The sequence below is a fragment of the Cupriavidus sp. FW305-F7 genome, assembly GCF_058782875.1.
Genome location: NZ_JBYSYC010000007.1, coordinates 60,766 through 80,569 on the forward strand (window position 1 = coordinate 60,766; position 19,804 = coordinate 80,569).

Sequence of the window (19,804 nt, forward strand, 5' to 3'; positions counted from 1 at the left end):
GTTTGCGAAGCGCCTGGCGCCTGCCCGGTCTGGTGCCGGCCCGCCTGGGGGATCAGGGGATCAGGGATGCCATGCGATCAGCAGCTGATGGACGGCATCGGGCGTCGGCAGCGTGGCCAGTCCTTCGCGCATGTCGCGGTCGGAAAGCAGTTGCGCGATTTCTGACAGGATTTCCAGGTGCTGCTGCGTAGCCTGTTCGGGCACCAGCAGGAAGATCAGCAGCGATACCGGCTTGCCATCCGGCGATTCGAACGGAATCGGCTCGGCCAGGCGCATGAAGGCGGCCAGCGGCTGCTTCAGGCCCTTGATGCGGCCGTGCGGGATCGCCACGCCGGCGCCCAGGCCGGTGGATCCCAGCGACTCGCGCGCGAACAGGTTGTCCGTCACGATGGCGCGCGCCACACCATGGTTGTTCTCGAACAGGAGCCCGGCCTGCTCGAACACACGCTTCTTGCTGGTGACGCTGACGTCCAGGGTGATGTTGCCGGGTGGCAGCAATTTGGCCAAACGATTCATGGGCGATGCGCAGGATTTCAGTTAGCGGGCAGATCGTTCCGCGGGGCAGTGGGCTGGCTCCGGGCTGCCGTTGGCCTGGCCGGAGGCGTCCGGCCCATTATAGAGCAGCGACTACCCCCGTATTGTGCAGCGCAGCGGGGCAAGCCGGTGCAGAACGATACATGGTGATGCAATCGTGCCTCCGGGCCGGGAGCCGGCGCACCGATGCGGGGCGCGGCCAGGATTCCCTCTCTTTGTATGGCGCAGCATACACCTTGGCGCTGCGCTTGCGAACACTCTTGCCCATTCGGGTGAAAAGCGTTGGCTCCGGCGCCACAGCCGGGCCGCACCGCCAGTGCGGGCGCGGCATGCCGGCGGCAACCCGGAACGCAAGGGCGCAAAAAAGCCGCGCTTCGTGGCGCGGCTTGCCTGTTCAATCCTGATTCAGCAGCCCGCTGCGGGGCTGCCGGGCACGGTCATTGCTGCATTTGCGCTGCGGCCATCTGGTACTTGACCGCTTCGCGGTCGTGGCCTTGCACGCGATCCTTGTAGCGGATCACCTGACGGTCCAGCTTGTCGACGAGTGCGTCGATCGCTGCATATAGGTCTTCGTGATGCGCCTCGACAAAGATGTCCTTGCCCTTGAGATGTAGATTAATTTCCGCGTACTGACGCCGGTCCTTTTCCTTGTGGTTGTCGACAGAGAGCAGCACGCTAACGCCAATGACCTGATCGAAATGCCTGACGATTCGCTCCAGCTTCGTTTCCACGTACTCACGCAGAGGGGGCGTGATGTCCAGGTGGTGTCCACTGATCTTGAAGTTCATAGCGCTTCTCCTTCTGAAAGAGCCTCACCAGGCAGGCGGTGGGCTCGGCTACAAAGACTTGCGGAGATTGACTGCGGGGATCTTCAGGGCTTCGCGATACTTGGCAACAGTGCGGCGCGCAACAACAAAGCCTTGCTCACCCAGCAGTTCGGCAATGCGACTGTCGGAAAGGGGATTCCTCGGGTCTTCGGCTCCTATCAGTTGCTTGATCAAGGCGCGGATGGCCGTTGATGAAGCCGCGCCACCGGTTTCGGTGGACACGTGGCTGCCGAAGAAGTACTTCAGTTCGAAAGTACCCATCGGCGTTGCCATGAATTTATTGGTCGTCACCCGGGAGATGGTTGACTCGTGTAAACCCAGTGTATCGGCAATCTCCCGCAAAACCAAGGGGCGCATGGCGATTTCGCCGTGACTGAAAAAGTTCTTTTGACGCTCGACAATGGCCTGCGAGACACGCAGGATTGTGTCGAACCTTTGCTGGATGTTCTTGATCAGCCAGCGCGCCTCTTGCAGCTTTTGCTGCAGTCCGGCCGTGCCGGACTCACCCTTCGCGCCACGCAGGATTTGGGCATACATATCGTTGATGCGCAGCCTCGGCATCACATCCGGATTGAGCTGCGCGATCCAGCCGCCGCCACCCTTGCGCACGAACACGTCCGGCACCACAAAGTCCGCTTCCGGGCGGCTGTACGCATGGCCGGGGTAGGGCGCCAGCGAGCGGATCAGTTCGTGTGCGGACTTCAGTGCCACTTCATCTACCTGCAGTGCCTTCTTCAGCCGCGTGTAGTCGCGTACTGCGAGCAACTCCAGGTGATTGCTAACGATGTTCAGCGCCAGTTCGCGTTGCGGGTGCGTCAGGCGTCGCAACTGCAGGGCCAGGCACTCGGCGGCGTTGCGCGCACCCACGCCGGGCGGGTCGAAACTCTGCAGCAGCGTGAGGATGGCGTGGACTTCGTCGATCTCGAACTCGAGTTCTTCCGGCAACTCCGTGCAGATCTCCTCAAGCGATGCGCTCAGGTAGCCATCGTCGTCGAGCGATTCGATCAGGAAGATGGCCAGGCCTTTGTCGCGCGCCGAGATCTTCAGCGGCGTGAGCTGCTCCATCAGGTACTCGCGCAGCGTGGGCTCGGCCTCGCGCAGCTGCATCGGCGTTTTTTCATCCTCGTCGCCCTGGGGGCGGCGGGCAAAGTCGTCCAGGCTCCAGTCGCCGCTGCCGTAGTCGTCGCCGTTGCCGCTGTCGCCATAGCTGTCGTCGTCACCCGCGCCGTCGGCGCGAGCCTCGCCATTGCCCTGGGGCTCAGCCGGGGCGGGCGCCGGTGCGCTCTGCAGGTTGACCGAGCCGTCGGCCGCCACGCGCAGCGGGCTTTCGATCCAGTCGTTCTCGCGCTCGAGCAGCGGGTTTTCCGTCAGCGCCTGTTCGACCTCTTGCTGCAGTTCCAGCGTGGAGAGCTGCAGCAGCCGGATCGACTGCTGCAGTTGCGGGGTCAGGGCCAGATGCTGGGAAAGACGGAGCTGTAGCGACGGTTTCATGCGAGCTATTCTATGCGCATCTTTCCGTTGTTGGAACGGAAATTGCTATCGCTTATGCGGTCCGATCGCCGCTGGCTGTGGGAGGGCCCACGCGCGCCCGCGAAGAGGCCTGCCGCTCGCGGGCAGGCCGTTAAGTCACATGCGGAAGTTCTCGCCCAGGTAGACGCGCCGCACTGCGTCATTGGCGATGATTTCCTCGGGCTGGCCCGCGGCCAGCACCGTGCCTTCGCTGATGATGTAGGCGTGGTCGCAGATGCCGAGCGTCTCGCGCACGTTGTGGTCGGTGATCAGCACGCCGATATTGCGTGCCTTGAGGAAACTGACGATGCGTTGGATCTCGCCCACGGCGATCGGGTCCACGCCGGCGAAGGGTTCGTCCAGCAGGATGAAGCGCGGCGACGACGCCAGCGCGCGCGCGATTTCGACACGGCGGCGCTCGCCGCCCGATAGCGACAGCGCCGGGTTGTTGCGCAGGTGCGCGATCTGCAGGTCGTCGAGCAGCGAATCCAGGCGGCGCTCGATCTCGGTCTTGGGCAGCGGCTTGCCGTTGCTCACCTGAAGCTCCAGCACCGCGCGGATGTTCTCTTCGACGTTGAGCTTGCGGAACACCGAGGCTTCCTGCGGCAGGTACGATAGCCCCATGCGCGCGCGCTCGTGGATCGGCAGGCCGCTGATGTGGTCGCCGTCGAGCACGATATCGCCTTCGTCCAGCGCCACCAGGCCCACGATCATGTAGAACGAGGTGGTCTTGCCCGCGCCGTTAGGCCCGAGCAGGCCGACCACCTCGCCGCTCTTCACGTCGAGCGAGACGTCCTTGACCACCGTGCGCGAGCCATAGCGCTTCTTCAGGTGGCGCACGACCAGCGTGCTGCCGCCGGGAAGGACGGTGGAGGCTTCGACGGAAGGCTTGTCGGCGATGGTTGCGGTATCGGTCATTGGCACGGTCTGGCGTTCAGGCGTTTCTGGCGCGGGCAGGCAAGCCGGCGCCAGGCGTCAGGGTTTGTTGGCAGGCGCGGGCGCCGTCTTCAGGTCCAGCGGCGAGCCGCCATTGCCCGTGGCGCCGGCCTTCTGGTCCTGGCGCGGCGACAACACCGCGCGCACGCGACCGGACGGATTGGCGGCCGCGGCGTCGCCGCTGCCGCCGCCGGCGGCCGTGTAGAACTCCTTGCGGCTGTCGTAGGTCAGCACCGCGCCGCGGATCTCATCGACCTGCTTGGCGCCCTGCAGGCGCGCCATGCGGGCATTGCCGATCAGCTTGGAGTACTCCTGCTTGCCGTCGTACTCGATGCGGTCGCCCCAGCCGTCGATGTATTCGTCGACGCCTTCGCGCTTCTGGCGGATGTAGGCCTGCTTGCCCGGCTTGGCGGTGGCTACCGCGAACTGGTAGCCCTCGGGGTCGGTGCGCAGTTCGGCGGCGTCGGACTTCAGGATCATGGTGCCCTTGGTTAGCACCACGTTGCCGGTCAGCGTATAGATCTGCTTGACGTCGTCGTAGCTGGCGTTGTCCGCCTCCAGCACCATCGGCTTGTCGCGGTCCGCTCGCTCGGCCAGGGCGGGCTGGGCCAGCAGGCCGAAGGCCATGGCCAGGGCGAGCAGAGCCGGGGCGGTGCGTCGACGGGACGATGTCGTCAGGGAAGCAGTCATGTTGGCAGGGGTTGCTTGAGGGCGTCTGGGTACGTTGGTGCGGGTTGGTGCGGCCCCCGGGCCGGGGCTCAGGACCCCGGCGCGCGGCCTGGGGACGGCCCGGTGATGATGGTGCCGCGTACATTGCCGAGCAATTGTACTTCGCGCGTGACGTTGTTGAAGATCAGGCCGTTGGCGGTCATCACCGACGGGCCGCGCGTCAGCTTGACTGGCTTGTCGGTCTTGACGATGTCGTCATTGATCAGCAGCTGGAAATAACTGGATGCGGCGGTCAGCTGCGGGTCCTTGGACACGTCCACGCCCTGCTGGCGCATGACGAAGCCGTTGCCGTACAGGTCGATCACCGAGCCCTCGGCGTTCATGCGGCCCATATCGGCGCGGGCGGTGACCGGCGGGCGGTCCGGCTCGTACGCGCGCATGGCGGGCCGGGTCACTTCGTAGGTCTGGTCGTCCTCGAAATGGACCATGCGCTCGCCGGTGAAGCGGATCTTGGTGCTGCCGTCCGGCGCCAGCTCGGTGGCCGAGAAGCGGTCCATGAAGTAATCAGGCTCATGCTTCTTGGTGCTTTGCGCGGCCAGGTCTTCCTTGGGGGAGTTGATCTGGACCAGCCAGAACGTGCTGCCCGCCACGAAGGCCATCAGCAGCAGCGGCAGCAGCCGCATGACGATGCCGCTGAGGGAGGCGAGGAGTGCCTGCATGGTGTCCTTGGCGTTGTGCCGGTTGTGCCGGGCCCGCGCCCGCTCAGATGACCTTGGCGCGGGTCAGGTCGTGGATATGCAGCGCGCCGGTCAGGCGGCCGTCGTCGTCCACCACCAGCAGCTGGTTGATGCGGTTGGCTTCCATCACCTGCACCGCCTCGACGGCGAGCTGGTTCTCGTTGACCACGTGCGGGTTGCGGTGCATGACCTCGCCGATGGGCACGGTCTTCCAGTCGCGCGGGGTTTCCAGCAGGCGGCGCAGGTCGCCGTCGGTGAAGACGCCGATGGCGTGTCCGTCCGGATCCACCACGGCGGTCATGGCCATGCCCTTGCGGGTGATTTCCATCAGCGCCTGGGCCAGCGGCGTGTTCTCACGCACCTCGGGCACGGCGTTGCCGGTGCGCATCACGTCGCGCACATGGGTCAGAAGCTTGCGCCCGAGCGCGCCGCCGGGGTGCGAGCGGGCGAAGTCTTCCTCGCCAAAGCCGCGCGCGTCCAGCACCGCCACTGCCAGTGCATCGCCGAGCGCCAGCGCCGCGGTGGTGCTGGCCGTCGGCGCCAGGTTCAGCGGGCAGGCTTCTTTCTCGACCGCCGCGTCCAGGTGGACGTCGGCCAGCTTGGCCAGGTTGGAGTCGGGGTTGCCGGTGACCGAGATCAGCCGCGCGCCGATGCGCTTGACGATCGGGATGATCGACAGCAGCTCGCCGGTCTCGCCAGAATTGGAGAAGGCGATCAGCACGTCGTCGCGCGTGACCATGCCCAGGTCGCCGTGGCTGGCTTCGGCCGGGTGCACAAAGAACGCCGGCGTGCCGGTAGAGGCCAGCGTGGCCGCGACCTTGCGTCCGATATGGCCGGACTTGCCAATGCCCGAGACGACCACGCGCCCGGTGCATTGCAGGATCAGCAGCACGGCACGGGCAAAGTCGCCGTTCAGGCGTCCGGAAAGTGCGGAAACCGCATCGGCTTCGGTCTGGAGAGTGTCGCGGGCGAGTCTGAGTGCTCGATCCGCATCGAAATTGGCTATCATGGCGACGAAGTATACCAACGAATGCGATGGCGCCTGGCCCGACCCATGGCGCACGTCGTGCTTGCCGTGCTCGCCGTATTTTGCCGGCAGGGTGCCCGTGCCGGGTCGGACGCGCGCCTGGCCGGTCACCCAGACCGCCTGATGCATTCTCCGCTGGAACTGACCCTGGTGCTGCTGGCCGCCGCCGTCTTCGGCGTGGTCGCATTCCGCATGCTGCAGCTGCCGCCGATGCTGGGCTACCTGGCCGTTGGCATCCTGATCGGCCCGCATGCGCTGGGGCTGGCCAGCGACACCGCGCAGACCAAGTACCTGGCCGAATTCGGCGTGGTCTTCCTGATGTTCTCGATCGGGCTGGAGTTCAACCTGACCAAGCTGCGCTCGATGAAGCGGCTGGTGTTCGGCCTGGGCGGCTCGCAGGTGGTGCTGTCGATGCTGGCGGTGGTGCCGGCCAGCTGGGCTTTCAACTGGCTGTTCCCGCTGTCCTGGCAGGCGTCGGTGGCGCTGGGCGGGGCGCTGGCGATGTCTTCCACCGCGATCGTCTCCAAGATGCTGTCCGAGCGCATGGAGCTGGAAAGCGAGCACGGCCGCAATATCATCAGCATCCTGCTGTTCCAGGATCTGGCGGTGGTGCCGCTGCTGATCGTGATCCCGGCGCTGTCGCGCGATCCGGGCGACCTGATGGTGGCGCTGGGCCTGGCCACGGTCAAGATCGTGGTGGCCCTGGGCGCCATCTTCTTCCTCGGCCAGCGCCTGATGAGCCGCTGGTTCCACGTGGTGGCGGCGCGCCGTTCGCAGGAACTGTTCATGCTGAACCTGCTGCTGGTGACGCTGGGCATGGCGGCGCTGACCGAGCGGCTGGGCCTGTCGATGGCGCTGGGCGCCTTCATGGCGGGCATGCTGATCTCCGAGACGCCCTACCGCCACCAGGTGGAAGAGGACATCAAGCCGTTCCGCGACGTGCTGCTGGGGCTGTTCTTCGTCACCATCGGCATGCTGCTCAATATCCGCGTAGTGCTGGATCACGTATGGCTGGTGCTGGCGCTGCTGGTGGTGCCGGTGCTGTTCAAGCTGGTGCTGATCGCGCTGCTGGCGCGGGTCTTCGGCTCGCGCCAGGGGGTGGCCATCCGCACCGGGCTGGGGCTCGCGCAGGCCGGCGAATTCGGTTTCGTGCTGCTGAACCAGATCGACGGCCTGAACCTGGTCGACCCGGTGCTGATCCAGGTGATCCTGGCGTCGATGCTGCTGTCGATGCTGGCCGCGCCATTCCTGATCCAGTACAGCGACGCCATCGTGCTGCGCTTTACCGCCAACGAATGGCTGATGCAGTCGCTGAACATGACCCGCATCGCCGCGCAGAGCCTGCAGACCGAGAAACACGCCATCATCTGCGGCTTCGGCCGCAGCGGGCAGAACCTGGCGCACATGCTGGAGCGCGAGGGCATCAACTACGTGGCGCTGGACCTGGACCCCGACCGCGTGCGCGAGGCCGCCGCGGCCGGCGATACCGTGGTCTACGGCGACGCCGGCCGGCGCGAGGCGCTGATCGCCGCCGGCATCCACCGCGCCGCCGCCCTGATCGTCACCTATGCCAACACTCCATCGGCGCTTAAGGTGCTGCACCACGTGCAGGAGCTGGCGCCGGCGCTGCCGGTGATCGTGCGCACGGTGGACGATTCAGAGCTCGACACGCTGCAGAAGGCCGGCGCCACCGAAGTGGTGCCCGAGATCATCGAGGGCAGCCTGATGCTGGCCTCGCACGCGCTGGTGCTGCTGGGCGTGCCGATGCGCCGGGTGGTGCGCGGCGTGCAGCAGGCGCGCGACGCGCGCTACAGCCTGCTGCGCGGCTATTTCCACGGCCGCGACGATGATGAGGACATGGTCGAGCGCGATTCGGTGCGGCTGCACTCCGTGTCGCTCGGGCCGCAATCCACGGCGGTGGGGCGGCGCCTTGGCGTGCTGGGGCTGGAGCGCATCGGCGTGGAAGTGACCGCGGTGCGCCGGCGCGGCATCCGCGCCTTCGACCCGGAGCCCGAGACAGTGCTGGAACCGGGCGACATCGTAGTGCTGCGCGGCCCGCCCGAGGCGCTGGAAGCGGCAGAGACGCGCATCCTGAACGGCTGAGCGGGGCCGCCGGATGCGTCAGTGCGGACGCGCCTCGACCCAGGATTCCGGCAGGTTGTCGAGCACGGCGCGTGCGTCCAGCGAGCGGATCGGCACGCTGGTATCGGCCGGGATGCGGCCCTCGCCTTGCAGCATCAGGTAGCGCAGGCAGCACACACGCAGGAAGGACGAGAAATTGCCCGCCACCGCCTCGCTGCCGCGATGTTCGGTCAGTTCATCGTGCAGGCGCGTGATCAGCTGGTTGACGGTCATGTCGTCGCGTCGCGCCAGTTCTTCCAGCACTTCCCAGAACAGGCTCTCGAGCCGGATGCTGGTGGCCACGCCATGCAGGCGCAGCGAGCGCGACTGGCTTTGGTACGACGCCGGATTGGCGCGGATAAAGATTTCACACATGGATGCTCCCGTGCGGGCGGCGCGGCCGGCGGGCATGTGCACGGCTCGCCGCAGGGGGGCGGGCCGTGCCTTCACGCGTGGGGGCGCCGCGTGCGGAAAGCTCTAATGTACGATCCGCGTACCCAGCACGGCAAGGAACTGTGCCAGCCAGGCCGGATGCGCGGGCCAGGCCGGGGCGGTGACGAGGTTGCCGTCGGTATGGGCCTGGTCGACGGGAATATCGGCATAGGTGCCGCCGGCCAGCTTCACCTCGGGCGCGCAGGCTGGGTAGGCTGAGCAGGTCTTGCCTTCCAGCACGCCTGCCGCGGCCAGCAGCTGGGCGCCGTGGCAGACCGCGGCGATCGGCTTGTCCGCCTGGGCGAAGTGGCGCACGATCTCCAGCACGCGCGCGTTCAGACGCAGGTATTCCGGGGCGCGGCCGCCGGGGATGACCAGTGCGTCGTAACTGGCGGGGTCGATCCCGGCAAAGGTCGCGTTGAGGGTGAAGTTGTGGCCGCGTTTCTCGGTGTAGGTCTGGTCGCCCTCGAAGTCATGGATGGCGGTGGCGCAGGCGTCGCCCGCCTGCTTGTCCGGGCAGGCGGCGTGGACGGTGTGGCCGACCATCTGCAGTGCCTGGAACGGCACCATGGTTTCGTAGTCTTCGGCGTAGTCGCCCACCAGCATCAGAATCTTTTTTGCCATCGCGGTCTCCTGTATGGTTACGGGTGTCCGGCGGGTGCCGGACGCGGCAGCCCGGCCCCTTGGCTAGCCAACCGGGCCGGCAGGGCCATTGTGCTGGCCGCCCCGGTGGCGCGGGTGGTAACTGGTTACCGCGCCGGCGGCCACCCCTGCCGCGACCCACTGCGACCCCTTTCTGACTGGTGCGCGCCACGCTGCGCGCCTACCGTCTCCAGACCCCTATGGCAGATTCCATCATCCAGTCCCCCGAGCTCGGCGACGTCACCGGCTACCTGCGCGAGCGCATCCGCACCGTGCCGGACTGGCCCATGCCGGGAGTGATGTTCCGCGACATCACCCCGCTGCTGCAGAATCCCAAGACGCTGCGCGTGCTGATCGATGTCTTTGTGCACCGCTACATGGATGCGCAGCTCGACCTGGTGGCGGGCATCGACGCGCGCGGCTTTATCCTGGGCGCGATCGTCGCGTATGAGCTGAACCTGGGCTTTGTGCCGATCCGCAAGAAGGGCAAACTGCCGTTCCAGACCGTGGCCGAGGAGTACGAGCTGGAATACGGCAGCGCCACCGTCGAGATCCATGCCGACGCCTGCAAGGCCGGCGACCGCGTGCTGCTGGTCGACGACCTGATCGCCACCGGCGGCACCATGATGGCCGGGCGCAAGCTGCTGGAGCGCCTGGGCGCGACGGTGGTGGAGGGCGCCGCCATCGTCGACCTGCCCGAACTGGGCGGCTCGAAGCTGCTGCAGGACGGCGGGCTGCCGCTGTTCACCGTGTGCAAGTTTGAAGGTCACTGAGCCACGCTGACCGGCCCGCAAGATTTCCACGCAAGGAGACCCCATGCCTGACCTGCTGCTGTTCCTGTTGACTTCGATTGCCGTGACTGTGGCCCCGGGGCCCGACAACCTGCAGGTGCTGGCGCGCGGCATGGCGCAGGGCCGGCGCGCGGGGCTGGTGGCGGCACTGGGCTTTTCGGTCGGGTGCCTGTTCCACACCGTGATTGCGGCGGTGGGGCTGGCCGCGGTGCTGCGCTCGTCGCCGCTGGCGTTCCAGCTGATCAAGTACGCGGGCGCGGCCTACCTGATCTGGATCGGCATTCAGGCGCTGCGCGCAAAGGGCGGGCTGGCGCAGGGCGGTGATGTCGATGCGGTGCCGCTGGGGCGCGTGTTCCGCCAGAGCGTGCTCGGCAACATCATGAATCCCAAGGTGACACTGTTCTTCCTGGTGTTCCTGCCGCAGTTCGTGCGCGCCGATGCCACGCACCCGGGGCTGCAGTTCCTGCTGCTGGGCGTGGTCTTCATGCTGCAGACGGCGGTGGTGTTCTCGCTGTTCGGGCTGTGCGCCGGCTGGCTGGGCGCCTGGCTGCGCCGCCGCCCGGCCACCGGCCGCTGGCTGGACCGCGCCGCCGGGGCGATCTTCGTCGGTCTGGGGATCAAGGTCGCGCTGCCCTGAGCGCCGTCGCCTGGCGCGCACCCGGGCGCTCGTTGCGGCATGCTTTGCCGGTGTTGCCCGTTGCCCGCACGCCGCACCCGTGCCGTTGCCGCTGTCGGGTGGCGGGCGCATAATGCCCCATTGACAACTACACGATGACCGGGCCGAGCCTCCAGGGTTTTGTCGGCACTGGACACACAAAGGCGCACAATGGGCGTACTCCTTCACCTGCTATCAGGCGTTGCCCTGCTCGTCTGGGGCACCAACATCGTCAAGGTCGGCATCCTGCGCGTCTACGGTGCGAACCTGCGCCATGTCCTGTCGACCAGCGTCTCCAACCGCTTCACCGCCTTCCTTGCCGGGCTCGGCGTCACGGGCCTGGTCCAGAGCAGCAACGCCACCGCGGTCATCGTCAGCTCCTTCGTCGGCCAGGGCCTGATCGCCGTGGCGCCGGCGCTGGCCATCATGCTCGGCGCCAACGTCGGCACCGCGCTGATGGTGCAGGTGTTCTCGCTGGACCTGTCATGGCTGTCGCCGCTGCTGATCTTCGTTGGCGTGATCTGCCACCTGACCTGGAAGGGCAGCAAGCCCGGCCACGTCGGCCGCGTGCTGATCGGCCTGGGGCTGATCACGCTGGCGCTGGAACTGATCTCCATCGCCACCCGTCCCGTGGTGCAGGCCGCCGGCGTCAAGGTGCTGTTCGCCTCGCTGACCGGCGACTCGGGGCTGGACATGCTGGTCGGTGCCTTCCTGACCATCCTGTGCTATTCCAGCCTGGCCGTGGTGCTGTTCTGCGGCGCGCTGGCGTCGGCCGGCGTGGTGTCGATCCACGTGGCGCTGGCGCTGGTGCTGGGGGCCAACCTGGGTTCGGGCATCTCGGCGCTGCTGACCACCTCGGGCAACAACCAGCCGGGCAAGCGCGTGACGCTGGGCAACCTGCTGTCGCGCCTGCTGGGCTGCCTGGTGGCGCTGCCGCTGCTGGGCCAGGCCGAAGAGCTGCTGGCGCTGCTGGACCATGACCCGCAACGGCTGATCGTTAATTTCCACCTGCTGTTCAACGTCGCGCTGGCGGTGCTGCTGCTGGGCGCCACCGCGCCGCTGGCGCGCCTGTGCGAGAAGGTGCTGCCCGGGCGCAACACCGGCGACAGCCAGGTCACGCCGCGCCACCTCGATACGGCCGCGCTGACCACGCCCACGCTCGCGCTGGCCAACGCCGCGCGCGAAGTGCTGCGCATCGGCGACCGCGTCGAGCAGATGCTGGACAACATGCTGCGCGTGCTGCGCACCAACGACGCCAAGCTGGCCGACGCCACCTGCCGCATCGACAATGAGGTGGACGACCTCTACACCGCGATCAAGCTCTACCTGACCCGCATCAGCCTGGAAGCGCTGGACGAGCGTGACGGCCAGCGCTGGACCGAGATCATCTCGCTCACCATCAACCTGGAACACGCGGGCGACATCATCGAGCGCATCCTGCTCGATACCAAGGACAAGAAGATCGCCCACAACCTGATGTTCTCCGAGGCGGGCATGCAGGAGATCGCAGAGATGCACGCACGCCTGGTCGCCAACCTACGGCTGGGCCTGTCGGTGTTCCTCAACGGCGACCTCAAGAGCGCGCAGGCGCTGATGGCCGAGAAAGCGAACTTCCGCGAGCTGGAGCGCAAGTACGCGCGCACCCACCTGCAGCGCGTGGCGGTGCAGACCGCCGAGAGCATCGAGACCAGCTCATTGCACCTGGATGTGATCAGCGAACTGAAGCGCCTGAATTCGCTGTTCTGTGCGACGGCTTATCCGGTGCTGGAGCAGGCTGGGGTGCTCAACCGCAGCCGGATGAAGGAAGACGACCTGCCGACGGTGTCGACCGTGCAGGCAGCGCAGCACTGAGCGGCGACGCTAGAGCTTGTAGCCGAACTTCCGCAGCAGCGCCTTGCGCTCGGCCACATCGGCATCGGTCTCGATCCCCAGCGGCGAGGCGCCATCGATCACGCCCACCACGCCACGCCCGGCATCGGTCTGGGCGATGATCACCTGGGTCGGGTTGGCCGTTGCGCAGAAGATGCGGCACACCTCCGGTACCGCCCGCACCGCGGCCAGCACGTTCACTGGAAAGAAGCCGTCGCCGAGGAAGATCAGGAAGGTATGCCCGGCGCCGATGGCGCGGGCGTTTTCGCAGGCCAGGTCGATCAGGTCTTCATCTGTGCCCGACCAGCGCACCAGGCGCTTGCCCGAGGCCTCGCAGAACGCCAGCCCGAAGAGGATGCCCGGCACGGTGCCGGCCAGCGCCTCGTGCAGGTCTTCCACGGTCTTGATGAAATGCGACTGGCCGAAGATGAAGTTGGTGGCTTCCGGCTTGGTGACCGACACGACCGACAGTTCCATGACAGGCTCCCGAATGGCCGCAGGGCTTGCCGCCATCGGGTTCATGGTAGGGCGCGGGGTGGTGAATGCAAGCGGCGCGGCGCCACCGGCCCGCATGCGCCTGCACACCCCTATGCGCGCTTTAGCAGCGGCGCCAGGTACTTGCCGGTAAAGCTGGCCTTGCTCCTGGCCACATCCTCCGGCGTGCCGCGCGCGATCACCTGCCCGCCGCCGGCGCCGCCTTCCGGCCCCATGTCGATCAGCCAGTCCGCGGTCTTGATGACGTCCAGGTTGTGCTCGATGATGACCACGGTATTGCCCTGGTCGCGCAGCTTGTGGATGACCTTGAGCAGCAGTTCGATGTCATGGAAGTGCAGCCCGGTGGTGGGCTCGTCCAGGATATAGAGCGTGCGCCCGGTATCGCGCTTGGACAGTTCCAGCGACAGCTTGACGCGCTGCGCCTCGCCGCCCGACAGCGTGGTCGCCGACTGCCCCAGCCGGATATAGCCCAGGCCCACGTCCAGCAGCGTCTGCAGCTTGCGCCGCACCACCGGCACGGCGCTGAAGAACTCATGCGCCTGTTCGACGGTCAGGTCCAGTACCTCGGAGATGTTCTTGCCCTTGTACAGCACCTCCAGCGTCTCGCGGTTGTAGCGCTTGCCGTGGCAGACATCGCAGGGCACATAGACGTCCGGCAGGAAGTGCATCTCGACCTTGAGCACGCCGTCGCCCTGGCAGGACTCGCAGCGCCCGCCCTTGACGTTGAACGAGAAGCGGCCCGGATCGTAGCCGCGCTCCTTGGCCGACGGCACGCCGGCGAACAGTTCGCGGATGGGCGTGAACAGGCCGGTGTAGGTGGCCGGGTTGGAGCGCGGCGTGCGGCCGATCGGGCTCTGGTCGACGTTGATGACCTTGTCGAAATGCTCCAGCCCCTCGATGCGGTCATGCGGCGCCGGCTCCGGCGTTGAGCCGTACAGGTGGCGCGCCACCGCGTGGTAGAGCGTGTCGTTGATCAGCGTCGACTTGCCCGAGCCGGACACGCCGGTGATGCAGGTCAGCAAGCCCACCGGCACCTCGGCGGTGACGTTGCGCAGGTTGTTGCCGCTGGCGTTGACAATGCGCAGCAGGCGCTCATCGTCGGGCGCGGCGCGTTCCTTCGGCACCTCGATGCGGCGCTGGCCGGACAGGTATTGCCCGGTCAGCGATGCCGGCGACTCCTCGATCTGCCGCGGCGTGCCCTCGGCCACGATCATGCCGCCGTGCACGCCGGCGCCCGGGCCGATGTCGACTACGTAGTCGCAGGCGCGGATCATGTCCTCGTCATGCTCGACCACCAGCACCGAGTTGCCGATGTCGCGCAGGTGCTTGAGCGTGCCGATCAGGCGGTCGTTGTCGCGCTGGTGCAGGCCGATCGAGGGTTCGTCCAGCACATACATCACGCCGGTCAGTCCCGAGCCGATCTGCGAAGCCAGCCGGATGCGCTGGGCCTCGCCGCCCGACAGCGTATCGGCGCTGCGCTCCAATGACAGGTAGTCCAGCCCGACGTTGTTCAGGAAGTTCAGCCGCGCCGAGATCTCCTTGATGATCTTGTCGCCGATCTCGCGCTTGGCGCCGTGCATGTCCAGCGTCAGGAAGTACGTCAGCGCGTCGCGCAGCGGCCAGCCGTTGATCTCGAAGATCGCGCGCGCCTGCTCGCCCTCGCCCAGCTTGACGTGGCGCGCCTCGGTGCGCAGGCGGGTGCCGTGGCAGGCGGGGCAGGGCTGGTTGTTCTGGTACTTGGCCAGTTCCTCGCGCACGGCGACCGAATCGGTTTCGCGGTAGCGGCGCTCCAGGTTGGGGATGATCCCTTCGAACACATGCTCGCGCACGGTGGTGCGGCCGCGTTCGTTGATATAGGTGAACGGGATCTCCTGCTCGCCCGAGCCGTGCAGCACCGACTGCTGCACGTTTTCCGGCAGCTCCTCGAACGGCGTCTCGGTGTCGAAGTCGTAGTACGCGGCCAGGCCTTGCAGCATCTGGAAGTAGAACTGGTTGCGGCGGTCCCAGCCCTTGATCGCGCCCGAGGCCAGCGACAGGTTGGGGAAGGCCACCACGCGCTTTGGGTCGAAGAAGGTGATCTGGCCCAGCCCGTCGCAGCTCGGGCAGGCGCCCATCGGGTTGTTGAACGAGAACAGCCGCGGCTCCAGCTCCTGCAGCGAATACGAGCAGATCGGGCAGGCAAACTTGGAGCTGAACATATGCTCCTTGCCGCTGTCGAGTTCCAGCGCAAGCGCGCGCCCATCGGCCAGGCGCAACGCGGTCTCGAACGACTCGGCCAGGCGCTGCTTGATGTCGGCGCGCACCTTGACGCGGTCCACCACCACTTCAATGGTGTGCTTCTCGGTCTTTTTCAGTTTCGGCAGCGCATCGACCTCATAGACCTTGGCCTCGGCCTCGTGCGCGGCGCCGCCGCCCGAGCGGATGCGAAAGCGCACGAAGCCCTGCGCCTGCATGCTGTCGAACAGGTCCGAGTGCTCGCCCTTGCGGTCGGCCACCACCGGCGCCAGGATCATCAGCTTGGTGTCTTCCGGCAGTGCCAGCGCGGCGTCCACCATCTGCGACACGCTCTGCGCCTGCAGCGGCAGGTTGTGGTCGGGGCAGTAGGGCGTGCCGGCGCGCGCATACAGCAGGCGCAGGTAGTCGTGGATCTCGGTGACGGTGCCGACCGTGGAGCGCGGGTTGTGGCTGGTGGCTTTCTGCTCGATCGAGATCGCGGGCGACAGCCCCTCGATCAGGTCCACGTCCGGCTTTTCCATCAGCTGCAGGAACTGGCGGGCATAGGCGGACAGCGACTCCACGTAGCGGCGCTGGCCCTCGGCATAGAGCGTGTCGAAGGCGAGCGAGGACTTGCCCGAGCCCGACAGGCCGGTGATCACGATCAGCCGGTTGCGCGGCAGGTCGAGATTGATGTTCTTCAGGTTGTGGGTACGCGCCCCACGGATCTTGATTTCTTCCATATGCCGAAAAGTCGTCGCCAGACAGGCCGCCCTGCCGGGGTTGGCAAGGCTGTCTGAAGGAATCGCAAAACCCAGAAACAAGTACCGTATTTGGCACTTCCGACCGCTGGCGACGGCCGGAATGCGCGCCCGGGCACACGCCCGGGGGCCAGCTGGCATGGCCAGGTGACCCGGGAAGCGCGAAGGAGCAAACCTGTTAATATACCCAACTTCGGTTTCCGGGGTTGCCCGCGCCATGCAGGCGCCCGGCGAAGCCGCCGCCGGCCCCGGGTTCCGGGCGGCAACTTCCCCCCGCGATCCCGATCGAAACTGCCGTTGCGATGCACCGGCAGCCAGCCTGACAGATTCCACGATCCCACGATCGCAATGCCGTCGATCCAGTCTTCCTCCCCGGGTGCGGGTGCCGCTGACGCATCCCAGGCCCCCGCCCGCGAACGCATGACCCGCGCCGAGCTGCGCGCCGCCGTGTCGCTGGCCAGCATCTTCGCGCTGCGCATGCTTGGCCTGTTCCTGATCCTGCCCGTTTTTGCCGAATTCGCGCACAGCCTGCCCGACGGGCACGACGCCCAGCGCGTGGGCCTGGCCATGGGCATCTATGGCCTGATGCAGGCATTCCTGCACATCCCGCTGGGCTGGCTGTCCGACCGCATCGGGCGCAAGCCGGTGATGGTGGCCGGGCTGCTGCTGTTCATCGCCGGCGGGCTGGTGGCCGCCTTCTCCGACACGCTCAGCGGCATCATCGCCGGCCGCGCGCTGCAGGGGATGGGCGCGATCTCCGCGGCCATCACCGCGTGCATCGCCGACCTGACGCGCGAGCGCCATCGCACCAAGGCGATGGCAATGGTGGGCGGCAGCATCGGCCTGACCTTCGCGCTGTCGCTGGTGATCGCCTCGCCGCTGCTGCACAGCATCGGCATGTCCGGCATCTTCGGGCTGATGTCGGTGCTGGGGCTGGTGGCCATCGGCGTGACGCTGTTCCTGGTGCCGACCCCGCCGCCGCCGCATCCGGTGCGCCTGCCGTTCCGAAAGGTGCTGCTCAACGCCGACCTGGCGCGCCTGAATGTCGGCGTGCTGGCGCTGCACGCTTCGCAGGTGGCCATGTTCATGGTGGTGCCCGCCATGCTGGCCGATGCCGGCATGCCGCTGGACCAGCACTGGAAGGTCTACTTGCCGGTGGTGCTGGTGTCCTTCGTGCTGATGCTGGGCCCGATGATGGCGGCCGAGCGCTACGGCCGCGTGCGCCCGGTGCTGCTGGGCGCGGTCGCGCTGATGACCGCGGTGCAGCTGCTGTTTGCCGCCGTGCACGGGCTGTGGGCCATCGTCGGCGTCCTGCTGCTCTTCTTCGTCGCGTTCAACGTGCTGGAGGCGATGCAGCCGTCGCTGGTGTCGCGCTACGCCGCGGCCGCGCGCGGCGCGGCCCTGGGCGTCTACAACACCACGCAGGCGCTGGGCCTGTTCCTGGGCGGCGCGGCTGGTGGCTGGCTGCTCAAGCACGAGGGGCGCAGCGCCGTGTTCGTCGGTTGCGCGGTGGTGCTGTTGCTCTGGCTTATAATCGCCTGGAGCATGAAGGCGCCGCCGGCGCGCGGGCAGGAAGCTGCACCGGCAACGCCGGCCTGACCTGCATCACATCGTAAAGAATCCGGCCTGGAAAAGGGCTAGCATGATCGCGCCACCCGACGTCTGGCCGGGGGCGCGATGTTCGTTTACGTCACCGCAGTATCGCGTCACACTACATCCGCTTTACCGTCATCGTATTGCCACGCTTTTCAACACAGCGCGTGGCTTTTGGAGAACATTCACATGGCATCGGTCAACAAAGTCATTCTCGTCGGCAACCTCGGCGCAGACCCGGAAACCCGCTACCTGCCCAGCGGCGACGCCGTGACCAATATCCGCCTGGCGACCACCGATCGCTACAAGGACAAGCAGAGCGGCGAGATGAAGGAGGCCACGGAATGGCACCGCGTCTCGTTCTTCGGCAAGATCGCCGAAATCGCCGGCCAGTACCTGCGCAAGGGATCGTCGGTCTATATCGAAGGCCGCATCCGCACGCGCAAGTGGCAGGACCAGTCGGGCCAGGACAAGTACTCCACTGAAATCGTTGCCGACCAGATGCAGATGCTGGGTTCGCGCCAGGGCGGCGGCGGTGGCGGTGACGAAGGCGGCTACGGTGGCGGCGCAGGCGGCGGTGGCTACAGCCGCGAAGCGTCGGGCGGCGGCTACGGCGGTGGCGCCCGCGGCGGCCAGGGCGGTGCCCAGGGTGGCGGCCAGAGCGGTGGCGCGGCACGCCGTCCGCAGCAGCCGGCCTCGAATGGTTTCGAGGATATGGACGACGATATTCCGTTCTGATTCCTACCTCGCTTCACGCATCACCCCGAAAGCCCGCTACGCGGGCTTTTTTGCGCCCGCATTCTCCGCGCAAACCGCATTTCCTCATGCGCACACATTCGTATGCGGATGTGCGGCCACCCCCTATATTTTGCATTCTTAATTTGTATGCAAAATGGAGGGTGGTGCGTGAAGGTGGGGAACACAAGGCGCAGTCACGCCATGGCGCTCACGGGCGTGCTGGCGGGGGCGATCTGCGGCGTTGCGCAGCAAGCGCTGGCGCAATCAGTATCGACTTCCATATCGGTCTACGGCCTGATCGACACCATGGTCCGATACTCGGACAACAACCGCGGGGACCAGAGCCTGGCTGAACTGAGCGAGGGCTACTTCAGCGGCTCGCGCTGGGGCGTGCGCGGCAATGAGGCGCTGGGTGCGGGATGGTCGGCGCTGTTCAACCTGGAAAGCGGCTTCGACCTGGCTACGGGCACTTCGCTGCAAGGCACTGCGGCGTCGAACTACGGACAGGTCGGCACGCAGGGTACAGGCCGGCTGTTCGGCCGGCAGTCGTACCTGGGGATCGAGCACCTGGCGTGGGGGAAGCTGACGGTCGGCCGCCAGTTCACCACGGCCTATGACGCGACCTTCCGCTTCCAGCCCTATGGCCATCCCAATCTCGATGCGGTGGCCATCCTCAACGGCTATACCGGTCCGCGGCAAGACAACATGGCGAAGTACGCGGGCCAGTGGAACGCATTCTCGGCGACGGCGCACTACACCTTCGGCGAAGTGCCGGGCGATGCGGCGGCCAGCAGCAGCCGGGGGCTGGCGCTGGCCTGGATCACGGCACGGATCGACGTGGGCGCCCTGTTCCAGAGCACCAGTGCCCTGGCGAACGAAGAGAAGCGCACGATCTGGGGCATCGGCGGCAGCAGCCAGCTGGGGCGCGTCAAGCTGGCGCTCGGCTACCTGGACAACCGCTATCACCTGAGCCCGACCCGCAATCATGTGCTGACCGGCGGCGCCACGGTGCAGGCAACGCCCGCGCTGGCGTTGTCGCTGGCGGCCGGCTATGACCGGCAGACCGCCGCCAGCGGCCACCGGCTGATGCTGACCAGCGTGGCTGAGTACAGCTTGTCCAGACGCACTAGCGTCTATGCGGAAGCCGATTTCAACCGCATCAGCGGCAGCTATGCGCTGCCCGCCTTCATGGGCGTGCGTGGCAACAAGTTCGGCGGCGGCGTCGGCCTGCGCCATCGCTTGTAAAGCCGGAGG

General features: G+C 66.8%; 18 protein-coding genes. 7 read left to right on the forward strand and 11 right to left on the reverse strand.

The genetic code is table 11. The annotated features are described in order from the left end of the window. Nucleotides 1-60: 60 nt before the first annotated feature. The 7 genes from ptsN to AC3WL8_RS08770 form a co-directional block, all read right to left on the reverse strand. On the reverse strand, nucleotides 61-516 hold the full coding sequence (gene ptsN, locus AC3WL8_RS08740; protein ID WP_010814385.1) for a PTS IIA-like nitrogen regulatory protein PtsN: 456 nt from the start codon (nucleotides 514-516) through the stop codon (nucleotides 61-63). A gap of 455 nt (nucleotides 517-971) precedes the next feature. Then, the gene (gene hpf / locus AC3WL8_RS08745) at nucleotides 972-1,322 is read right to left on the reverse strand and encodes a ribosome hibernation-promoting factor, HPF/YfiA family (RefSeq protein WP_010814386.1); all 351 of its coding nucleotides are present in this window, start codon (nucleotides 1,320-1,322) and stop codon (nucleotides 972-974) included. 48 nt (nucleotides 1,323-1,370) lie between these two features. After that, the gene (locus AC3WL8_RS08750; protein WP_153953205.1) at nucleotides 1,371-2,852 is read right to left on the reverse strand and encodes an RNA polymerase factor sigma-54; all 1,482 of its coding nucleotides are present in this window, start codon (nucleotides 2,850-2,852) and stop codon (nucleotides 1,371-1,373) included. A 135-nt stretch (nucleotides 2,853-2,987) separates the two neighbouring features. Beyond that, nucleotides 2,988-3,788 carry an LPS export ABC transporter ATP-binding protein gene (gene lptB, locus AC3WL8_RS08755; protein ID WP_013955473.1) on the reverse strand — a complete coding sequence of 267 codons (801 nt, stop codon included), beginning with the start codon at nucleotides 3,786-3,788 and terminating at the stop codon, nucleotides 2,988-2,990. Nucleotides 3,789-3,845: 57 nt separating this feature from the next. Next, nucleotides 3,846-4,496, reverse strand: a complete 651-nt coding sequence (gene lptA, locus AC3WL8_RS08760; protein ID WP_013955474.1) for a lipopolysaccharide transport periplasmic protein LptA — start codon at nucleotides 4,494-4,496, stop codon at nucleotides 3,846-3,848. A gap of 68 nt (nucleotides 4,497-4,564) precedes the next feature. After that, a complete protein-coding gene (lptC, locus tag AC3WL8_RS08765; RefSeq protein WP_013955475.1) occupies nucleotides 4,565-5,194 on the reverse strand; it encodes an LPS export ABC transporter periplasmic protein LptC in 630 nt (209 codons plus the stop codon). Between the two features lie 43 nt (nucleotides 5,195-5,237). Next, nucleotides 5,238-6,221 carry a KpsF/GutQ family sugar-phosphate isomerase gene (locus AC3WL8_RS08770; RefSeq protein ID WP_035822810.1) on the reverse strand — a complete coding sequence of 328 codons (984 nt, stop codon included), beginning with the start codon at nucleotides 6,219-6,221 and terminating at the stop codon, nucleotides 5,238-5,240. A 141-nt stretch (nucleotides 6,222-6,362) separates the two neighbouring features. On the opposite strand from AC3WL8_RS08770, the gene AC3WL8_RS08775 reads away from it, so the two are divergent. Continuing rightward, nucleotides 6,363-8,342 (forward strand): monovalent cation:proton antiporter family protein, encoded by a 1,980-nt coding sequence (locus AC3WL8_RS08775; RefSeq protein ID WP_013955477.1) that lies wholly within the window; start codon nucleotides 6,363-6,365, stop codon nucleotides 8,340-8,342. A gap of 18 nt (nucleotides 8,343-8,360) precedes the next feature. Here AC3WL8_RS08775 and AC3WL8_RS08780 read toward each other — a convergent pair whose 3' ends face one another. Next, nucleotides 8,361-8,735 (reverse strand): ribbon-helix-helix domain-containing protein, encoded by a 375-nt coding sequence (locus AC3WL8_RS08780; RefSeq protein ID WP_035822648.1) that lies wholly within the window; start codon nucleotides 8,733-8,735, stop codon nucleotides 8,361-8,363. Nucleotides 8,736-8,837: 102 nt separating this feature from the next. Next, nucleotides 8,838-9,416: a DJ-1/PfpI family protein gene (locus AC3WL8_RS08785; protein WP_013955478.1), complete on the reverse strand. Its 579-nt coding sequence runs from the start codon at nucleotides 9,414-9,416 to the stop codon at nucleotides 8,838-8,840. A 218-nt stretch (nucleotides 9,417-9,634) separates the two neighbouring features. Between AC3WL8_RS08785 and AC3WL8_RS08790 the strand changes: the two genes are divergently transcribed. The 3 genes from AC3WL8_RS08790 (at nucleotide 9,635) to AC3WL8_RS08800 (ending at nucleotide 12,731) form a co-directional block, all read left to right on the forward strand. Beyond that, nucleotides 9,635-10,207: an adenine phosphoribosyltransferase gene (locus tag AC3WL8_RS08790; RefSeq protein WP_013955479.1), complete on the forward strand. Its 573-nt coding sequence runs from the start codon at nucleotides 9,635-9,637 to the stop codon at nucleotides 10,205-10,207. A 43-nt stretch (nucleotides 10,208-10,250) separates the two neighbouring features. Next, nucleotides 10,251-10,862: a LysE family translocator gene (locus AC3WL8_RS08795; RefSeq protein WP_013955480.1), complete on the forward strand. Its 612-nt coding sequence runs from the start codon at nucleotides 10,251-10,253 to the stop codon at nucleotides 10,860-10,862. A gap of 189 nt (nucleotides 10,863-11,051) precedes the next feature. Next, a complete protein-coding gene (locus AC3WL8_RS08800; protein WP_013955481.1) occupies nucleotides 11,052-12,731 on the forward strand; it encodes a Na/Pi cotransporter family protein in 1,680 nt (559 codons plus the stop codon). 9 nt (nucleotides 12,732-12,740) lie between these two features. Here the strand turns inward: AC3WL8_RS08800 and AC3WL8_RS08805 are convergent, their stop codons facing one another. Together AC3WL8_RS08805 and uvrA are read right to left on the reverse strand one after the other, a co-directional pair. Then, nucleotides 12,741-13,226 (reverse strand): adenosine-specific kinase, encoded by a 486-nt coding sequence (locus AC3WL8_RS08805; RefSeq protein WP_211980675.1) that lies wholly within the window; start codon nucleotides 13,224-13,226, stop codon nucleotides 12,741-12,743. A gap of 110 nt (nucleotides 13,227-13,336) precedes the next feature. Beyond that, nucleotides 13,337-16,201 carry an excinuclease ABC subunit UvrA gene (gene uvrA, locus AC3WL8_RS08810; RefSeq protein WP_153953207.1) on the reverse strand — a complete coding sequence of 955 codons (2,865 nt, stop codon included), beginning with the start codon at nucleotides 16,199-16,201 and terminating at the stop codon, nucleotides 13,337-13,339. 366 nt (nucleotides 16,202-16,567) lie between these two features. Between uvrA and AC3WL8_RS08815 the strand changes: the two genes are divergently transcribed. The 3 genes from AC3WL8_RS08815 (at nucleotide 16,568) to AC3WL8_RS08825 (ending at nucleotide 19,795) form a co-directional block, all read left to right on the forward strand. Further along, entirely contained in the window at nucleotides 16,568-17,818 is a 1,251-nt protein-coding gene (locus AC3WL8_RS08815) for an MFS transporter (RefSeq protein WP_013955484.1), read from the forward strand. A 183-nt stretch (nucleotides 17,819-18,001) separates the two neighbouring features. Next, entirely contained in the window at nucleotides 18,002-18,550 is a 549-nt protein-coding gene (locus AC3WL8_RS08820) for a single-stranded DNA-binding protein (RefSeq protein ID WP_013955485.1), read from the forward strand. Between the two features lie 201 nt (nucleotides 18,551-18,751). Beyond that, on the forward strand, nucleotides 18,752-19,795 hold the full coding sequence (locus AC3WL8_RS08825; RefSeq protein WP_228772307.1) for a porin: 1,044 nt from the start codon (nucleotides 18,752-18,754) through the stop codon (nucleotides 19,793-19,795). The last annotated feature ends 9 nt before the right edge of the window (nucleotides 19,796-19,804 follow it).

Bases quoted from the DNA above. Each gene is read 5' to 3' on its own strand.
- AC3WL8_RS08770 (WP_035822810.1), bottom strand. From the start codon at position 6,221: ATGATAGCCAATTTCGATGCGGATCGAGCACTCAGACTCGCCCGCGAC.
- uvrA (WP_153953207.1), bottom strand. From the start codon at position 16,201: ATGGAAGAAATCAAGATCCGTGGGGCGCGTACCCACAACCTGAAGAAC.
- AC3WL8_RS08805 (WP_211980675.1), bottom strand. From the start codon at position 13,226: ATGGAACTGTCGGTCGTGTCGGTCACCAAGCCGGAAGCCACCAACTTC.
- AC3WL8_RS08815 (WP_013955484.1), top strand. From the start codon at position 16,568: ATGCCGTCGATCCAGTCTTCCTCCCCGGGTGCGGGTGCCGCTGACGCA.
- AC3WL8_RS08795 (WP_013955480.1), top strand. From the start codon at position 10,251: ATGCCTGACCTGCTGCTGTTCCTGTTGACTTCGATTGCCGTGACTGTG.
- ptsN (WP_010814385.1), bottom strand. From the start codon at position 516: ATGAATCGTTTGGCCAAATTGCTGCCACCCGGCAACATCACCCTGGAC.
- AC3WL8_RS08820 (WP_013955485.1), top strand. From the start codon at position 18,002: ATGGCATCGGTCAACAAAGTCATTCTCGTCGGCAACCTCGGCGCAGAC.
- AC3WL8_RS08790 (WP_013955479.1), top strand. From the start codon at position 9,635: ATGGCAGATTCCATCATCCAGTCCCCCGAGCTCGGCGACGTCACCGGC.
- AC3WL8_RS08775 (WP_013955477.1), top strand. From the start codon at position 6,363: ATGCATTCTCCGCTGGAACTGACCCTGGTGCTGCTGGCCGCCGCCGTC.
- AC3WL8_RS08750 (WP_153953205.1), bottom strand. From the start codon at position 2,852: ATGAAACCGTCGCTACAGCTCCGTCTTTCCCAGCATCTGGCCCTGACC.
- AC3WL8_RS08800 (WP_013955481.1), top strand. From the start codon at position 11,052: ATGGGCGTACTCCTTCACCTGCTATCAGGCGTTGCCCTGCTCGTCTGG.
- lptA (WP_013955474.1), bottom strand. From the start codon at position 4,496: ATGACTGCTTCCCTGACGACATCGTCCCGTCGACGCACCGCCCCGGCT.
- hpf (WP_010814386.1), bottom strand. From the start codon at position 1,322: ATGAACTTCAAGATCAGTGGACACCACCTGGACATCACGCCCCCTCTG.
- AC3WL8_RS08780 (WP_035822648.1), bottom strand. From the start codon at position 8,735: ATGTGTGAAATCTTTATCCGCGCCAATCCGGCGTCGTACCAAAGCCAG.
- AC3WL8_RS08825 (WP_228772307.1), top strand. From the start codon at position 18,752: ATGGCGCTCACGGGCGTGCTGGCGGGGGCGATCTGCGGCGTTGCGCAG.
- AC3WL8_RS08785 (WP_013955478.1), bottom strand. From the start codon at position 9,416: ATGGCAAAAAAGATTCTGATGCTGGTGGGCGACTACGCCGAAGACTAC.
- lptB (WP_013955473.1), bottom strand. From the start codon at position 3,788: ATGACCGATACCGCAACCATCGCCGACAAGCCTTCCGTCGAAGCCTCC.
- lptC (WP_013955475.1), bottom strand. From the start codon at position 5,194: ATGCAGGCACTCCTCGCCTCCCTCAGCGGCATCGTCATGCGGCTGCTG.